General features: G+C 49.4%; 17 protein-coding genes and 1 riboswitch. Of the genes, 2 read left to right on the top strand and 15 right to left on the bottom strand.

The genetic code is table 11. The annotated features are described in order from the left end of the window. Positions 1-8: 8 nt before the first annotated feature. Together LQV63_RS22065 and metA are read right to left on the bottom strand one after the other, a co-directional pair. Entirely contained in the window at positions 9-1,190 is a 1,182-nt protein-coding gene (locus LQV63_RS22065) for an aminotransferase class I/II-fold pyridoxal phosphate-dependent enzyme (protein ID WP_233698324.1), read from the bottom strand. Then, positions 1,190-2,131, bottom strand: a complete 942-nt coding sequence (gene metA / locus LQV63_RS22060; protein ID WP_233698323.1) for a homoserine O-acetyltransferase MetA — start codon at positions 2,129-2,131, stop codon at positions 1,190-1,192. Before metA ends, LQV63_RS22065 begins: the two co-directional genes overlap by 1 nt. A gap of 147 nt (positions 2,132-2,278) precedes the next feature. After that, positions 2,279-2,433: riboswitch (SAM riboswitch) on the bottom strand. 525 nt (positions 2,434-2,958) lie between these two features. Between metA and corA the strand changes: the two genes are divergently transcribed. After that, positions 2,959-3,894: a magnesium/cobalt transporter CorA gene (gene corA, locus LQV63_RS22055; RefSeq protein ID WP_233698322.1), complete on the top strand. Its 936-nt coding sequence runs from the start codon at positions 2,959-2,961 to the stop codon at positions 3,892-3,894. A 64-nt stretch (positions 3,895-3,958) separates the two neighbouring features. Here corA and LQV63_RS22050 read toward each other — a convergent pair whose 3' ends face one another. Continuing rightward, positions 3,959-5,020 carry an HRDC domain-containing protein gene (locus LQV63_RS22050; RefSeq protein ID WP_233698321.1) on the bottom strand — a complete coding sequence of 354 codons (1,062 nt, stop codon included), beginning with the start codon at positions 5,018-5,020 and terminating at the stop codon, positions 3,959-3,961. A gap of 259 nt (positions 5,021-5,279) precedes the next feature. Between LQV63_RS22050 and LQV63_RS22045 the strand changes: the two genes are divergently transcribed. After that, entirely contained in the window at positions 5,280-5,576 is a 297-nt protein-coding gene (locus tag LQV63_RS22045) for a DUF3055 domain-containing protein (protein ID WP_233698320.1), read from the top strand. Between the two features lie 150 nt (positions 5,577-5,726). Here LQV63_RS22045 and LQV63_RS22040 read toward each other — a convergent pair whose 3' ends face one another. The 12 genes from LQV63_RS22040 to LQV63_RS21985 all read right to left on the bottom strand — a co-directional run bounded on the left by LQV63_RS22040 (position 5,727) and on the right by LQV63_RS21985 (position 13,644). Next, the gene (locus tag LQV63_RS22040; RefSeq protein ID WP_233698319.1) at positions 5,727-5,924 is read right to left on the bottom strand and encodes a hypothetical protein; all 198 of its coding nucleotides are present in this window, start codon (positions 5,922-5,924) and stop codon (positions 5,727-5,729) included. A 419-nt stretch (positions 5,925-6,343) separates the two neighbouring features. Further along, positions 6,344-7,249, bottom strand: coding sequence for a 5'-3' exonuclease (locus LQV63_RS22035; protein ID WP_019421785.1), 906 nt, complete (start codon positions 7,247-7,249; stop codon positions 6,344-6,346). A gap of 86 nt (positions 7,250-7,335) precedes the next feature. Further along, a complete protein-coding gene (locus tag LQV63_RS22030; RefSeq protein ID WP_233698318.1) occupies positions 7,336-7,707 on the bottom strand; it encodes an arsenate reductase family protein in 372 nt (123 codons plus the stop codon). 74 nt (positions 7,708-7,781) lie between these two features. Next, the gene (locus LQV63_RS22025) at positions 7,782-8,804 is read right to left on the bottom strand and encodes an RluA family pseudouridine synthase (RefSeq protein WP_407672948.1); all 1,023 of its coding nucleotides are present in this window, start codon (positions 8,802-8,804) and stop codon (positions 7,782-7,784) included. Then, positions 8,758-9,345, bottom strand: coding sequence for a cob(I)yrinic acid a,c-diamide adenosyltransferase (locus LQV63_RS22020; protein WP_019421782.1), 588 nt, complete (start codon positions 9,343-9,345; stop codon positions 8,758-8,760). Before LQV63_RS22020 ends, LQV63_RS22025 begins: the two co-directional genes overlap by 47 nt. Positions 9,346-9,374: 29 nt before the next feature. Beyond that, positions 9,375-9,941, bottom strand: a complete 567-nt coding sequence (locus tag LQV63_RS22015; RefSeq protein WP_019421781.1) for a bifunctional adenosylcobinamide kinase/adenosylcobinamide-phosphate guanylyltransferase — start codon at positions 9,939-9,941, stop codon at positions 9,375-9,377. 42 nt (positions 9,942-9,983) lie between these two features. Further along, entirely contained in the window at positions 9,984-10,535 is a 552-nt protein-coding gene (locus LQV63_RS22010) for a hypothetical protein (protein ID WP_233698361.1), read from the bottom strand. Between the two features lie 97 nt (positions 10,536-10,632). Beyond that, complete coding sequence (locus tag LQV63_RS22005) at positions 10,633-10,893, bottom strand: aspartyl-phosphate phosphatase Spo0E family protein (protein WP_019421779.1); 261 nt, start codon at positions 10,891-10,893, stop codon at positions 10,633-10,635. A gap of 148 nt (positions 10,894-11,041) precedes the next feature. Then, on the bottom strand, positions 11,042-12,250 hold the full coding sequence (locus LQV63_RS22000; protein ID WP_019421778.1) for an aminotransferase class I/II-fold pyridoxal phosphate-dependent enzyme: 1,209 nt from the start codon (positions 12,248-12,250) through the stop codon (positions 11,042-11,044). A gap of 13 nt (positions 12,251-12,263) precedes the next feature. Then, positions 12,264-12,764 carry an Lrp/AsnC family transcriptional regulator gene (locus LQV63_RS21995; protein WP_233698317.1) on the bottom strand — a complete coding sequence of 167 codons (501 nt, stop codon included), beginning with the start codon at positions 12,762-12,764 and terminating at the stop codon, positions 12,264-12,266. Positions 12,765-12,964: 200 nt separating this feature from the next. Continuing rightward, the gene (locus LQV63_RS21990) at positions 12,965-13,354 is read right to left on the bottom strand and encodes a spore coat protein (RefSeq protein ID WP_019421776.1); all 390 of its coding nucleotides are present in this window, start codon (positions 13,352-13,354) and stop codon (positions 12,965-12,967) included. Positions 13,355-13,386: 32 nt separating this feature from the next. Next, a complete protein-coding gene (locus LQV63_RS21985) occupies positions 13,387-13,644 on the bottom strand; it encodes a hypothetical protein (protein WP_019421775.1) in 258 nt (85 codons plus the stop codon). Between the last annotated feature and the right edge of the window lie 32 nt (positions 13,645-13,676).

The raw sequence follows: 13,676 nt of genomic DNA, 5'->3' as shown, positions 1-13,676 counted from the left end.
ATTTTTCGTCACCCCTCTATTTCCGCTTTTGCCGCAGCAATCGCTTGGTCCAAATCCGCAATGAGGTCTTCCGTATGCTCGATACCGACCGAGAAGCGTAACAGACGGTCATCAACGCCGATCCGCTCCCGAATTTCCTGCGGAATGTCTGCATGCGTCTGTATGGCCGGATATGTCATCAGCGATTCGACACCACCCAAGCTTTCCGCAAATGCAATCAGCTTCAGATGTCTCAGAATCGGCTCAACATACCGCGCATCCTTCAAGCGGAACGAGAAGATGCCCGTGTTGCCCGCCGACTGCCGCTTCTGAATATAATGGCCTGGATGATGCGGAAGCGCCGGATAGTACACTGCTTCAATGGCCGGATGCTCCAGCAGCCAGTTCGCAATGATCGTCGCGTTAGTCTGATGCCGCTCCATTCGGAGGGCGAGTGTCTTCATGCCGCGCATCAGTTGGTACGAATCCGACGGACTGAGTACGGCGCCGATTGAATTGTGCAGAAATCCGATTTCGTCGGACAATTCCTTGCCCTTTGTCACGATAAGGCCAGCCAGCACATCGTTATGTCCACCCAAATACTTCGTCGCACTGTGGACGACGATATCCGCTCCAAGCTCAATTGGGCGCTGGAAGAACGGCGTAAGGAGCGTATTGTCGACGATAGTCAACATGCCGTGTGCCTTAGCCCAAGCCGCAACCCGTTCGATGTCCGTTATCATCATGAGTGGATTGGTCGGCGTCTCGATGATGACCGCCTTCGTCTCCGGCTTGCGCGCCGACTCGAGCGCATCCATATCGTTCGTATCAACATAGGCCGCCGACACGCCGAAGCGGGACATGATCTGTTCAAGCAAGCGGTATGTCCCGCCGTACAAGTCCAACGATACGATCAGATGATCCCCTTGACTGAACATCGCGAATACGGTCTGCAATGCTGCCATCCCCGAGCTGCACGCGAAGCCTGCATCTCCGCCTTCTAAGGCGGCCGCCGCGTCTTCCAGCACTTGCCGGGTCGGGTTCTTCGTACGTATATAATCAAATCCGGTGCTCTGCCCGAGCCGTGGATGGCGATACGCGGTTGCTTGAAAGATTGGATACGTTACGGCGCCTGTCTGCGGCTCATGCACCGACCCGATCTGTGCGAGCCGGCTTTCGATGCGGTAATTGTCTGAGTTCTGTGCAGCCATTACAATTGCGCCCCTTCCTTGTGCGATACGGCTCTGCCTAATTCATACGGCGTCTCTTGATATACATAGTAGTTCAGCCAGTTGGAAAAGAGCAGATTGGCATGCGCACGCCAAGTCGAGTACGGCTTTTTGGACGGATCGTTATTTGGAAAATAATTAACGGGGATGTCCATATCCATCCCTTTCGCGATATCCCGATCATATTCCCATTTCAATGTACAGGGATCGTATTCAGAGTGCCCGGTCACGAAGATTTGCTTGCCATCCTCAGTCGCAACCAGATAGACTCCCGCTTCTTCTGATTCCGCTAATATATTCAAGGCGGCAACTTGCTCGATATCCTCGCGTCTCACTTCCGTATGGCGGGATTGTGGAACAAGGAACATCTCGTCGAAGCCGCGTGTCAGACTTACATTTTCCTTCGTTAATGTATGGGGAAATACCCCAAATATTTTGTTGTCTAGTGAATATTTGCGAATGCCGTAATGATAGTACAGACCTGCCTGGGACGCCCAACATATATGAAAGGTCGAGGTCACATTTTCCTTGGACCATTTCATGATGAGGCACAGCTCCTGCCAATAGTTCACGTCCTCGAAATCCATCTGCTCCACGGGAGCCCCTGTAATAATCATACCGTCAAACTGCTGATTCTCAATTTCTTCAAACGTTTTATAAAAGGACGACAAATGTTCCGCCGATGTATTTTTCGAGGTATGGCTCGCTGGATGGAGCAATGTCACATCTACCTGAAGCGGCGTATTGCCAACTAAGCGAAGCAGTTGGGTTTCCGTCGTCTCTTTCGTCGGCATCAAGTTCAGAATTACAATTCGAAGCGGACGAATATCTTGGTGATACGCACGTGTTTCGTCCATAACGAATATGTTCTCCTGAGACAGTATTTCTTTGGCCGGCAAGTGATCCGGAATTTTAATCGGCATGACGCTCTCCTCCTTCATATTGGTTCCATACATGCAGCACTGGCAAACGTATGTAGCAAGTGGATACGGCGCTCCTGTCCTTTTTCATATACAAAAAAGACCTTTCCCGGCGATTCGAGAAAGGTCATGCATTACGTTCTCATGCCTCTCTCATCTGTCAGCAACGATTGGATCGCTGCTGCAAGAATTAGCACCGTACGTACATAACTGCAAGATTCTTGGAACAAGAATCTGCCATGTCATGGCTAACGCCGGTTGCCGGGTTTCATCGGGCTTGTCCCTCCACCTGCTCTTGATAAGATTGCTATCGTTCGTTATTCATTTGTTTGCCATTTGCCAAATAGGACTTGGTAATAACTTATAGCAAAGACCAGCCTCTCGTCAAGAGGCAATTCACCATCTCTTATGAAATGCCATATGTTAAATCAATGACAAACTTCATACTTTCACACATTTGCTCGGTTTCAACTAAATTCTGTAATTCATTTTTTCTTGAAAGGTGAAAGTACGAGCGTTATACTTAACAAGTGCGTGACCGCACTACCTGATTTATAACGAATAAGTTGAGGTGAATTTCGGATGGATGGCGACCCGAGGCCGTGCCACGGTACGAACGGACAACCGAATATGACGATTCGACAGGAACCGATGTCGCCTAAGACCGTTGCTGTCTGTTGTTCGTGCCCATAAGTTGAACAGCTTTCAACTGCCTTGACGTATGTCTATGCACCGAATGACGGACGAAGTCATGAGCATCTCCCTGCTTGAATCGTCAATAATAGACGACGCAGCACGCCAACAGTTGGCGGTGCGAAGGAGTGAGTGCAATGAAAATCCGTCTTGTAAACGATGGGGTATTTACACCTGTGGAAGACATCAATGTCGCATTGACGACGCCTGAACAAGGCTTTTACTGGATCGATGCCGATATTGATGATTTGCTCGTGCTTCAGCCTCTATTCTCCATGCATGATCTGGCCGTAGAGGACTGTATGAGCGAAGAAGAGCAACGCCCGAAGATTGAAATCTATGAAGGCCATTACTTTATCGTGTTTAACAGCATCCGGTTTGATGATGAGGAAATATTTTTACGTTCGCTGAACATATTTCTAGGCAAGCACTTTATTATTACAGTAACGAATCAGAAAATAAATGAGCTGCGCATGGTAAAGCCGGTCCTGTGGGAACAGGAAGTCAGTGCGGCAGACCGCATGTTATATCACTTAATTGACATGGTCGTTGACAACTATTTCACGGTAGCCGATCGAATTGAAGCGAAGATCGACAATCTGGAAGAAGAGCTTATTGTCAGCGCCAAGAAGACCCATCTAAATGAAATCATTAGCTTGCGAAGCGAAATACTCTGGCTCAAAAAAGGATTGGCTCCGCAAAAAGAAGTGCTGCTCGTCCTTTACCGTAAAGAACTGCGGCTTATCGACGATGATTTGCAAAAATACTTCCGTGACATTTATGAGAATGCTGTCAAGGTGTCCGAGACGTTTGAAACGTTCCGCGATCTGATGGGAAACTTGCGAGAGTCCTACCAGCTCAGCATTGCGAATCGCGCGAACGACATTATGAGAGTGTTCACTGCCATCACGACCATATTCATGCCGCTTACTTTGATTACAGGCATCTATGGAATGAACTTCGACTATATCCCGTTCATGGATTGGGATTTTGGTTCTTTCTATACGATGGGCTTCATGTTCATACTCGGCGCATTCATGTTCTATTTATTTCGGAAAAAAGATTGGATCTGACAAAGCGACCATACGATTGCCCGTGTTCCTGACTTGATCAAGGACACGGGCATTATATTTTTTCTCAGCTCACCTGCCGATCGGCAGGGGCATGCTTCTGACAGCGATGCAGGAGACGCAGAAGACGAATCCGCTCATAGTTAGCCTGCACCGATGCGGTGGCTTGCTCTAAGGCCGCTTCACCGAACGCTTTTATATAAACCGGTTTTAAGTATTCGTCCCCCAGCTCCACAAAAGCCATATCAATCGCCTGCCTTTCTTCCCTTGGCATTGAAGCTAACTCGGCCTCCACAAGCGTCTCTACTTGGTATCCTTCCCGTTCCAGCTTTTCAATTCGCATAATGAGCTCACGCCGATCAATGCGAAGGAGTTCCATCAGTTGCAACAGGGTCTGCCCTTGCTGTATCCCCTCCAAAAGCTTTCTGCGCTCGGTCAGCTTCGTTAATTCATCCCTTTGCTTTGCTTCCCATTCCGAATAGATCCACTGTGCGAATTGCTGCTCGGTGATAGCCGCTTGCACCCACTCTAATGGGAAGGTCGTGCTCCGTTCATACTGCTTCGTTATTTCGACGATATCGTCCCCAAACGATTGTATTTTGATTTCACCAAATCCCGGAAGCTGCTTCAATTCCTCCAGTGTATGCGGCAAAAATGCGCTTACGAGTCGAAGCATACGGTTCGTCGCCACCCAATACGGGGCACGCTTCAAGCGGCTTGCCATCTCTCGTCGCCACTTGGCCAATTGCTCGTACACTTCCTCCTTCGCGTATAGTTGGGCATAGCAATTCACCCATTCCTGCCGCTCCTTCATCCGGCGTTCATGAATGTCGGTATCCGGGACAAATCCCAGCACCATACGGTAGCCCGAGCTGAGCAGTTGAGCCAAGCCCCCGCGCAGCGCAGCACGCATCTCGGCCCAGATGGATCCTTCGAACCACACCTCAGATGCTCCGCCGTCCACTTCCCACAACACGATCCATTTTCCTTCCTCTTCTCCAACCGTGACGAGACCTTGCTGAGATCTGATCGCCGCATCAGCCTCTTTTTTAGCCTTGCTCTTCGCCTTTCGTCCGTCTGTGCTTGCGCCCTCCTGACAATCGAACCTTGCCGTCCAGACTACTTGCATGTGTGACGATTCCTCCTTTATTGTAAAGTGCATTATATCCATTCATAATGTGGAACATAAAAAAAGAAAGCACCCCTTCAAAATGCGGCTATACGCATTTCAAAGAGGTGCTTCCCCGTCCTAGTTATGAATTCACCTAAATTATACCACATAGACATGCGAGGTTGCAATTCTTACTTTTAGTGCAGTTCAGCTCTTTTAGAAGTTGCCGCTGTTACGTTATAATGGGAATGTTACCCACACAAGGAGGTTCGTCAAGATGAGTATGAACGACATAGACTTTTTATCAGACGGTACGGAGGAGACATCCACGCGCTTCGTTACGTTTATCGGTCCGAGCATGCATCGCTTCGATCTGGCTGTTACGACGACGAACCGCTTTTACGGCAAAAAGCTGGTGACTGATTTGCAGAGCGGTCTAACCGCCATTATGGGACAAGACGATTTAGAAGAAGAAGGTTATTTGGAATCGTTCTATCGCTTGGGCAATGAAGAAGCGGAAGACTTGCGCCATTTTCTGTCCATGGTCATTGGCGCTGTTCACTTTACGGACTAAGGACCAAGACCAGGTTGATGAAGCCTCAATCAGGCTTTTTACACCCGTTAATGGGAATGAACGCTGCCTCGGCAGGATGCGGATGGAGAACGATACAACCACGATATCTGTTCTCCTGCTCGCTCCCATATATCACATTGTGCAGTTATTTCACTTCAACACCGCTCCCTTTTTGTGGATAATACCACGGAGAAGCACGATGAGCGCTTTTCGAGCCGGTAGGTTATTCCGTTCGGGCAGTGGCGCGCTCTGACTGGCGGTGATTCGCTGCATCCGCCTCTTTGCTCCATTCTCCCCTTCCATCAGAAGGCGACACGTCCAATGGCGACTCTGGTTTACTTCCATCATTATCGGCCCCTCCATGCCATGGATCCGAACGGCATATGCTAACCTCGACATTATCTCTCCTGACGGTATGGGAGAATGGATCTAAGGACCATTGTACGGGAGGCCCGACAACATGGTTTCGCTCAAAGGGAAGGAAGCTGCCATTCTGAATGAAGGGGAGAGTGAGGCAATGGATGCCAAACAGGCATACCTTTTTCGGAAAAGGGAACTGACGAATCCAAGGACCTTCTATCGAGGCCTTTCGAAGACGAGCGAGTACGTTTAGAGGTAGGTTTTATCCCCATAAGGTATGTCTGGTTTCTCTTGAAAAAAACGGCGATGCAGGCTGGTCCGTGTCACATCATGACAGAACAAGCAAGCTTCACCGTTTTGTTGCCGCTGATATGCGGCACTTATGGTTGTGCTATTATTCGAATGAATCAAATTCCGACTAATTTCGCTATGCTGGACATTTCGAGCCGCTCGAATACGGCATGCACCGCATTCCGTTCCGGTGCGAACAGACAGCGTTCGGTATCGCACACGACCGGAGCATCACATTCAATCCGCGCCAATTGGCGCGATAAATGAAGCATGTCCATATCCGCCTCAATCTTCGTGCGCACGCCTTTGGCTAGCGCCGGCAGATTGTCGAGGATTCCCTCGATGGAAGCATACTCCTGGATGAGCTTGTGCGCGGTCTTCTCGCCAATGCCACGGACACCTGGATAATTGTCGGATGTGTCCCCCATAAGACCCTTCAAATCAATAATTTGCTCTGGCGTCAGCTGCTTCTCTTCCATTAGAGTGATCGGACTGTATACCGCATAGTTGCCGTGCCCTTTTTTCATTATAATAACCGTTGTGCGTTCATGGACAAGCTGGAGCATGTCATGATCGCCTGTTAGAATATTGACTTCCATCTCTTTTCGGTAGAGACGTGCTAGCGTTCCGATGCAATCATCCGCTTCATATCCTTCCGCCGAAATGTTCGGAATGCCGAAGCTATCCATCACATCGCGTATAAGCTGGAATTGCGGAATCAGATCCTCCGGACACTCCGCACGATTCGCTTTGTACTGGTCATATTGCTCAGCTCGGAACGTCTTGCTGCTCAAATCCCAACAGCAAGCGATATGGGTCGGTTCGAAGGTCTGCACCGCATCCCAAAAATAGCGCATAAATCCGTATACCGCATTGGTCGGAGTCCCATCCTTCATCCGACGAATGGAGCCGCCATATGCCGTCGCATAGTATGCGCGGAATAGCAATGCCATCCCGTCGACTAACAGAATACGCGGCAGTTGAGATGTCTCTATATGTTCTTCCAGTTGTTCTTCCAGCATGAGTGTTAACTCCTTTCGCAATACAATGCCTACCAGTATACCATATATTGCGGTTCATCGCGGTTAGCTGATTCTACCATACCTGCTCAATGCTTGGAGGCAATAGTCCATGTATTCTCGAACATCTCTTCACGAAAGCCTACTGTCGCCCGCTTGCCGTCGGTCACGATCGGACGCTTAATTAATTTGCCGTTCGAAGACAGCAACTCCAACTGCTCGTCTTCGCTCATTTGCGGCAATTTATCTTTCAATTGCATCGATTTATATACTTCACCGGACGTATTGAACCACTTCTTCAATTCCAGTCCGCTCATTTCCACAAGCTTCTTGAGCTCGGCTGCGGTTGGCGGTTGTTCGATCAGTGGAATTAATTCGGTCTCAATGCCTTGAGCCTGCAGCCACTTAACCGCTTTGCGGCACGTGCTGCATTTGGAATATTCATATATGGTCAACTTCATTGTACTCTCTCCTTTATGAGGTTGTTCAAAAAGCCCCTTTTTGAATACGCACTTATATATCTTATCGCAAGTATTTATGATTCAGATCCTTGACGCAATCGCTCTCTTAGCTGCTCCAGTTCGGGCGGCAGCTTAGCTGTAAACTGCAAGGGCACACCCGTCATAGGATGTAAGAACCGCAGCTCGGACGCATGCAGAGCATGCCGGGATAACGGTGCAATCGCAGCCTGCAGGAACGGGGTTCGCGCCAACTCGTTCGAGGCATAGAACTTGTCTCCCAGCAGCGGACATCCGAGATGCTGCATATGCACGCGGATCTGATGGGTTCTGCCCGTCTCCAAGCGGCAGGATACCCGTGCAGCCTCGTCGTTGTACGTTTCAAGCACGTCGTAATGCGTAATTGAATCATATCCGTCCGGAGTCACGACGCGAAGGTGCGGCTGCTCCTTGTCACGGTCAATCGGGGCATGAACGGTTCCTTCCCCTGGAGTCGGCACACCATATACGAACGCTTCGTATTGCTTCCATACTTCATCGTTCTGCATCTGATCAGACAACTGATGATGAGCATGTCCATGCTTGGCTACGATAAGCAAGCCTGACGTCTCTTGATCCAGACGGTTCGCAGGGCGGAAGCGGGTCTGCTCTCCCTTAAGCCTCCAATAATGGACAACGCCATTGGCCAACGTTCCATTGGGATAGCCTTTCGTCGGATGGACGACAAGTCCCGCTGGTTTATTGACGATGAGAATATCATCATCTTCATATACAACGTCTACCGGAATCGGTTCCGGTTCAATATAGTCTACGGTTTCTTCCGCAATTTGAACGTGAACGACATCTCCGCCGCTCAAACGGTCCCTTACGGTAAGCGGCCGGTCGTTATACCGCTCCATGCCGTTAACCGTTATCGCTCGTTCCACTGTCTTCAAGCGGGTAAGCAGACGCCGGGACAGATTCAGTCGCGAACGGAGAACCGTTCGCAGTTGAATGCCAGCCTCTTCCTCTGGCACAACATAAGTGAGTTCTGCCGCGATGTCCAATCTCGATTCAGTCATGTCGTTCTTGACGTCGAAACACTTCGGCACTGCGCACATATTCCTGGTCCTGTACCGCAGCGATTACGTTGGCACGTCTTGCGGCGACAAAGAAATAATCCGATAGCCGATTAACGTATTTCATCACTTCTGCATGCACCGTCTCTTGGCGGGACAAGGTGACCAAGCGGCGTTCCGCCCGCCGGCACACAGTACGGCATACATGAAGAGCCGAAGCGACTTCGCTTCCTCCTGGTAAAATAAATTTGCGGATAGCCGGAGTCGACGCCTCATGCGCATCGATCCAAGCTTCAAGGCGCGCCACCTGTTCCGCATGAATTTTATACGTGACGCTTTCTTGCTTCGTCTCTGCGTATGCAACATCCGAGCCGCAATCGAATAGCTCGTGTTGAATGTCGACCAGCTGTTCCCGCAGTTCGTCATAGCTGTCTTCTTGACAGCAGGCCGCAGCCCATCCGACGAACGCATTCAATTCATCCAGCTCGCCGTATGTATCCACCCGCAGATGATCTTTGGCAGCCCGCCCACCAATCAGCGAAGTCATGCCTGTGTCTCCTGTCCGCGTATATATATTGTTCACAACTGAGACCTCCCATCTTTCCCATTGATTTATCCGCGAAATCTTCTTGCACTTAACTCCTCCGGAATGCCTGCGTTCAAGCGAAACCATTGATGGCTTCTTCGCGCTAATTCAAGATTCAATGCAGCATGCTGGGTAATATAGCATCGTTCTTTCGGATCGGTGAATGGCGTATATCCGGGAGGTTCGTTCGTGATGACGAACACCTTCCCTTGAAACGACAACAACGCGTTCTGCAGTTCCTCACGTGCTGCTGTCATCAGCTCCATATAATCACCATCGTCGATGCTGCCGTCGTGTTCTTCCATGAAGCGTTGATGCGCCGCACATAAATACGACGTCAAGCTATCAATGACAAGCACTCTCCGATCAGCCCGATACAGATTGGATTCCTCATTGATGCGATGCAGCACGGCCGGCAAAGCGAATTCGGTGTGAATGGTCTTCCATGTGAAGTGAGGGGGCGCGGGCATAGCAGCCGGCAGCGGCGTATCGTGAGTAACGACATACAGCCCTTCGCGTCCGAAGGTTGCCGCATACTTGAGGGCAAACGGCGTCTTGCCATTGCCGGCGCTTCCTGTCACCCCTATTATCATGTTATTTCCCTCCATCACCTGTCATCCGTCCTATTTACACAATTACTGTTCCTCTGCCAACGCTTTCAGCACCTGAACCGAGAGATCTTCATTCGGGGTTCTCGACGGTATCGTGACGAACAACCCTGGCTCCTGTATGCCTAGCTTCTTTAGAAGCGGCACCTGTTCTGCTGGCAGAGCATACAGATGCGTCCCTTTATACTCGTTATATCCCTTTTCCGCTTTCTCGTATACGACTCCGTCCATAACTCCTGCCGCATACTTTTCCTTATCAAAATAGTTGTCCAATACGACATGCCCGCCCTGCATTGCCATCGTCTTCACGTCGTCTTCCGGCAAAATCACGATGCCGTTGTCACCCGCGGCATATTCAACAATCAATTTTTGTAAATTGTACATCGGCGATGCAACGGCATCAACCGTAAACTTTCCTTCAAACTTTTTATTCAACTCTTCTTTCAACGCTTGCGTCATCTCGGTCGGCACTGTTGACTTCGGCATCATGAATACGGTTATATCCGCTTTCGGTCCGCCGCAGCCGCTTACAAGGATAAGCATCGTTAGCAGAACCCCCATGAATCCCCATTTGCGCATCACGTAATCCCCTCTTTCCCCATATGTCTCTCAATTCACTATATCATAAACGGTACAAGCAAAAAAAGAAGACCCCGCAGGGTCTTCGTTCACGCCGTCACTTCTTGACATGCGACTTCATATATTCGTTAATTTTCAAGTCCAGCATACTGCTGATTTCGATGACATTCTCAGCCGTGAACGACTGTTCTTCTTGAAACATCTGCTCCATTTGCTTGCGAAGAACAATAATTTCATTCTCTAGCGCAAGTAGCTTGGACGAAACGTTTCTTGTTTTGCCCGACCATTTCGGATGAGATCCATCTTCTCTCAATAAACTACGTGAATACGTCGTTAAGGTGTAGTTCGAACAAAACAAGTGACCTTTCCTCCCTTCGCAGCTGGATACTCGAAATCCCTATAGTCGTCCATCTGTTCCAATGATGGGACAACCTTGCGAGACATGTTATATTATACCAGATGAAGGGAACGAAAACTAGTTCATTTTAGTTGAATTTGAATTTTTTTCACATTTCTTGCTTCATCTTGTCGAGGAAGCGTCCCATGCGATCGAGCGCCTCATTCAGCTGCGCGACAGATGTTGCGTAGGAACAGCGGATGTAGCCTTCTCCGCCCAAGCCGAACACGTCTCCCGGCACCGCTGCGACCTTCGCTTCGAACAACAGTCGATGCGCAAATTGCTCCGAAGTCAGTCCCGTCGACTGAATCGAAGGGAAGGCATAGAAGGCGCCTTGTGGCTCATGACAGTCAAGGCCGATTTCCCGGAAGCCTTTGACGACCAGACGGCGGCGTTGATTATACGACTCCACCATGTGAGCTTTCTCTTCATGGCCGTTCTTCAACGCTTCCAACGCAGCCACCTGCCCCATAATCGGAGCACACATGACCGTGTATTGGTGAATTTTCAGCATCGCTGCAATAATTTCTTTGTGTCCACACGCATACCCCATGCGCCATCCCGTCATCGCAAACGCCTTGGAGAAGCCGCTGACCACGATCGTGCGATCCTTCATACCCGGAACCGATGCGAAGCTGACATGCTTCTGATCATAGGTCAGTTCGGCATAGATTTCATCGGAAATGACGATTAAATCGTGCTCTTCCACAACTTTCGCAATCGGAAGCCAATCCTCATAAGTCATAATGCCCCCGGTCGGGTTGCTTGGATAGCACAGAATGAGAACTTTGGAGTTCGGAGTTAATTTCGCTTTGAGCGATTCAGCCGTTAATTTGAACTGGTTCTCGGCAGATGTTTCGATCCCGACCGCCACACCGCCGCCAATTGATACGATCGGCGAATATGAAATGTAACAAGGCTCCGGAATCAATATTTCATCGCCTGGCGATACGAGCGTCCGCAGCGCCAGATCAATCGCTTCCGAACCTCCAACTGTAACGAGTAGCTCGTCAGCCGGGTTATACGTGATTTGGAACGAATCATGTAAATATTCGGCTATCGCCTCGCGCAGCTCAGGCATCCCTGCGTTGGATGTATATTTGGTGCGTCCCCGCTCCAACGAGTAGACGCACGCTTCCCGCACATGCCATGGCGTGCAGAAATCAGGTTCGCCTACGCCCAGCGTAATAATGTCTTTGCTCGCGTTGGCCATGTCGAAGAACTTGCGAATACCTGACGGCGGAATGTCTCTGACGAGTGGATTGATATAATTCCCCATGGAGCGCAGCGTCGCTTGCTTATCCTCTTCCTTAATCATGACACATCACCTTTCACGGGGATACTACGAGACGTTGATCGTCCTCGCGGTCTTCATAAATAATGCCTTCTTGCTTATATTTCTTCAATATAAAATGCGTCTTCGTCGAAAGCACCGCTTCAATTGGAGACAGCTTATCAGATACGAATGAAGCCACTTCGCGCAGATTCTTCCCTTCGACTTCCACGAGCAAATCATATGCGCCGGACATAAGGTAGACGGATTTCACTTGCGGGAACAAGTAGATGCGCTCCGCAATACCCTCGAATCCACGACCGCGCTCAGGCGTAATCTGAACCTCGATCAGCGCCGTCACCTTCTCGTCGTTCACCTTGCTCCAATTCAGAATTGTCGCATATTTAACGATAACGTGATCCTCTTCCATTTCGGTGATGGACGCTCGAACTTCTTCTTCCTCCACACCAAGCATAGTTGCGATTAAGCTAGGGGAACGTCGGGCGTCCTCTTTTAACAGCTTCAATATGTTAACGTTTAACTCGCTTAAATCCTTCATAAGACGAAATCCTCCCCCGACCTGGATATGTAAGGCCGCTTTTGTTGATATGCTTATTATGATACACCTTTTTACAACTTCCTGCCAAGAACCACCTACGCCGTATTCCCAGGTGCATCCGGATCTGATCTGGGCCGGCATCTCACATGAAAACAGCCGCCCTTCCGCAATGGAAAGACGGCGCTATCGACCGGATTGAATTACATGTAGTTGTGGGAATCGCCGCCTTGGTAATTCCCCTGCACATAGTTGTTGTTATTGTAATTGTGCTGCTGGCCGTTCAGTTTCTGCTGCACGAATTGGTTCGTCTTCGTCTGCATTTGTTGATGTTGCTGCAGCTGTTTGTTCACTTCCTGCCGCAGCGCCGGCGAAGCCACAGAATACATATTGTGCTGCTCCATTAAATTGAACAATTCTCCCTGCATCTTTATCGTGCTATTCGTCAAATCGGTAAACATTTGCCGGACGGCCGGGCACGCCGCCTCCGTAACGCCTGTCACATATTCACGCGACGTGCGTTTCAAATCGGCCAATATCGTATATAACAAATCTTTCTCAGCCATGAACCCGCTATTTTGTGTATAGTTCATCGTTAACGTTACCTCCTGCTCTTTTGACTATATTATTGCGATTGCTGCGGTTGAGTCGGGGCCAGTTGAGCGTGCTGCTGCAATGTCTGCACAAGAATATTCATATGCTGCTGGTGAGCGGACACCATATGCGTCAAAGCTTGCTGAATCGTCGTATTCGTCGAACTGGCTGCGGTTGCGGCGCATTGCTTGATTAATAGATCTTCATTCGATATCGAATCGGCAATATACTCTAATTCTTTGGCAGTCAGCGGTTTCATGGTCAAATGATTTTGTTGTCCGTATTGCATTTGGCATGATCTCCTTCCATCTCTTCAATGTG

It is taken from the genome of Paenibacillus profundus (assembly GCF_021369635.1).
In the GTDB taxonomy this organism is placed as follows: Bacteria; Bacillota; Bacilli; order Paenibacillales; family Paenibacillaceae; genus Paenibacillus_B; species Paenibacillus_B profundus.
This window is presented reverse-complemented; position numbering and strand designations above follow the sequence as displayed.

Coding starts and splice junctions, on each gene's coding strand:
- LQV63_RS22065 (WP_233698324.1), bottom strand. CDS start 1,190: ATGGCTGCACAGAACTCAGACAATTACCGCATCGAAAGCCGGCTCGCA.
- metA (WP_233698323.1), bottom strand. CDS start 2,131: ATGCCGATTAAAATTCCGGATCACTTGCCGGCCAAAGAAATACTGTCT.
- corA (WP_233698322.1), top strand. CDS start 2,959: ATGAAAATCCGTCTTGTAAACGATGGGGTATTTACACCTGTGGAAGAC.
- LQV63_RS22050 (WP_233698321.1), bottom strand. CDS start 5,020: ATGCAAGTAGTCTGGACGGCAAGGTTCGATTGTCAGGAGGGCGCAAGC.
- LQV63_RS22045 (WP_233698320.1), top strand. CDS start 5,280: ATGAGTATGAACGACATAGACTTTTTATCAGACGGTACGGAGGAGACA.
- LQV63_RS22040 (WP_233698319.1), bottom strand. CDS start 5,924: ATGATGGAAGTAAACCAGAGTCGCCATTGGACGTGTCGCCTTCTGATG.
- LQV63_RS22035 (WP_019421785.1), bottom strand. CDS start 7,249: ATGCTGGAAGAACAACTGGAAGAACATATAGAGACATCTCAACTGCCG.
- LQV63_RS22030 (WP_233698318.1), bottom strand. CDS start 7,707: ATGAAGTTGACCATATATGAATATTCCAAATGCAGCACGTGCCGCAAA.
- LQV63_RS22025 (WP_407672948.1), bottom strand. CDS start 8,804: ATGTGCGCAGTGCCGAAGTGTTTCGACGTCAAGAACGACATGACTGAA.
- LQV63_RS22015 (WP_019421781.1), bottom strand. CDS start 9,941: ATGATAATAGGGGTGACAGGAAGCGCCGGCAATGGCAAGACGCCGTTT.
- LQV63_RS22010 (WP_233698361.1), bottom strand. CDS start 10,535: ATGCGCAAATGGGGATTCATGGGGGTTCTGCTAACGATGCTTATCCTT.
- LQV63_RS22000 (WP_019421778.1), bottom strand. CDS start 12,250: ATGATTAAGGAAGAGGATAAGCAAGCGACGCTGCGCTCCATGGGGAAT.
- LQV63_RS21995 (WP_233698317.1), bottom strand. CDS start 12,764: ATGAAGGATTTAAGCGAGTTAAACGTTAACATATTGAAGCTGTTAAAA.
- LQV63_RS21990 (WP_019421776.1), bottom strand. CDS start 13,354: ATGAACTATACACAAAATAGCGGGTTCATGGCTGAGAAAGATTTGTTA.
- LQV63_RS21985 (WP_019421775.1), bottom strand. CDS start 13,644: ATGCAATACGGACAACAAAATCATTTGACCATGAAACCGCTGACTGCC.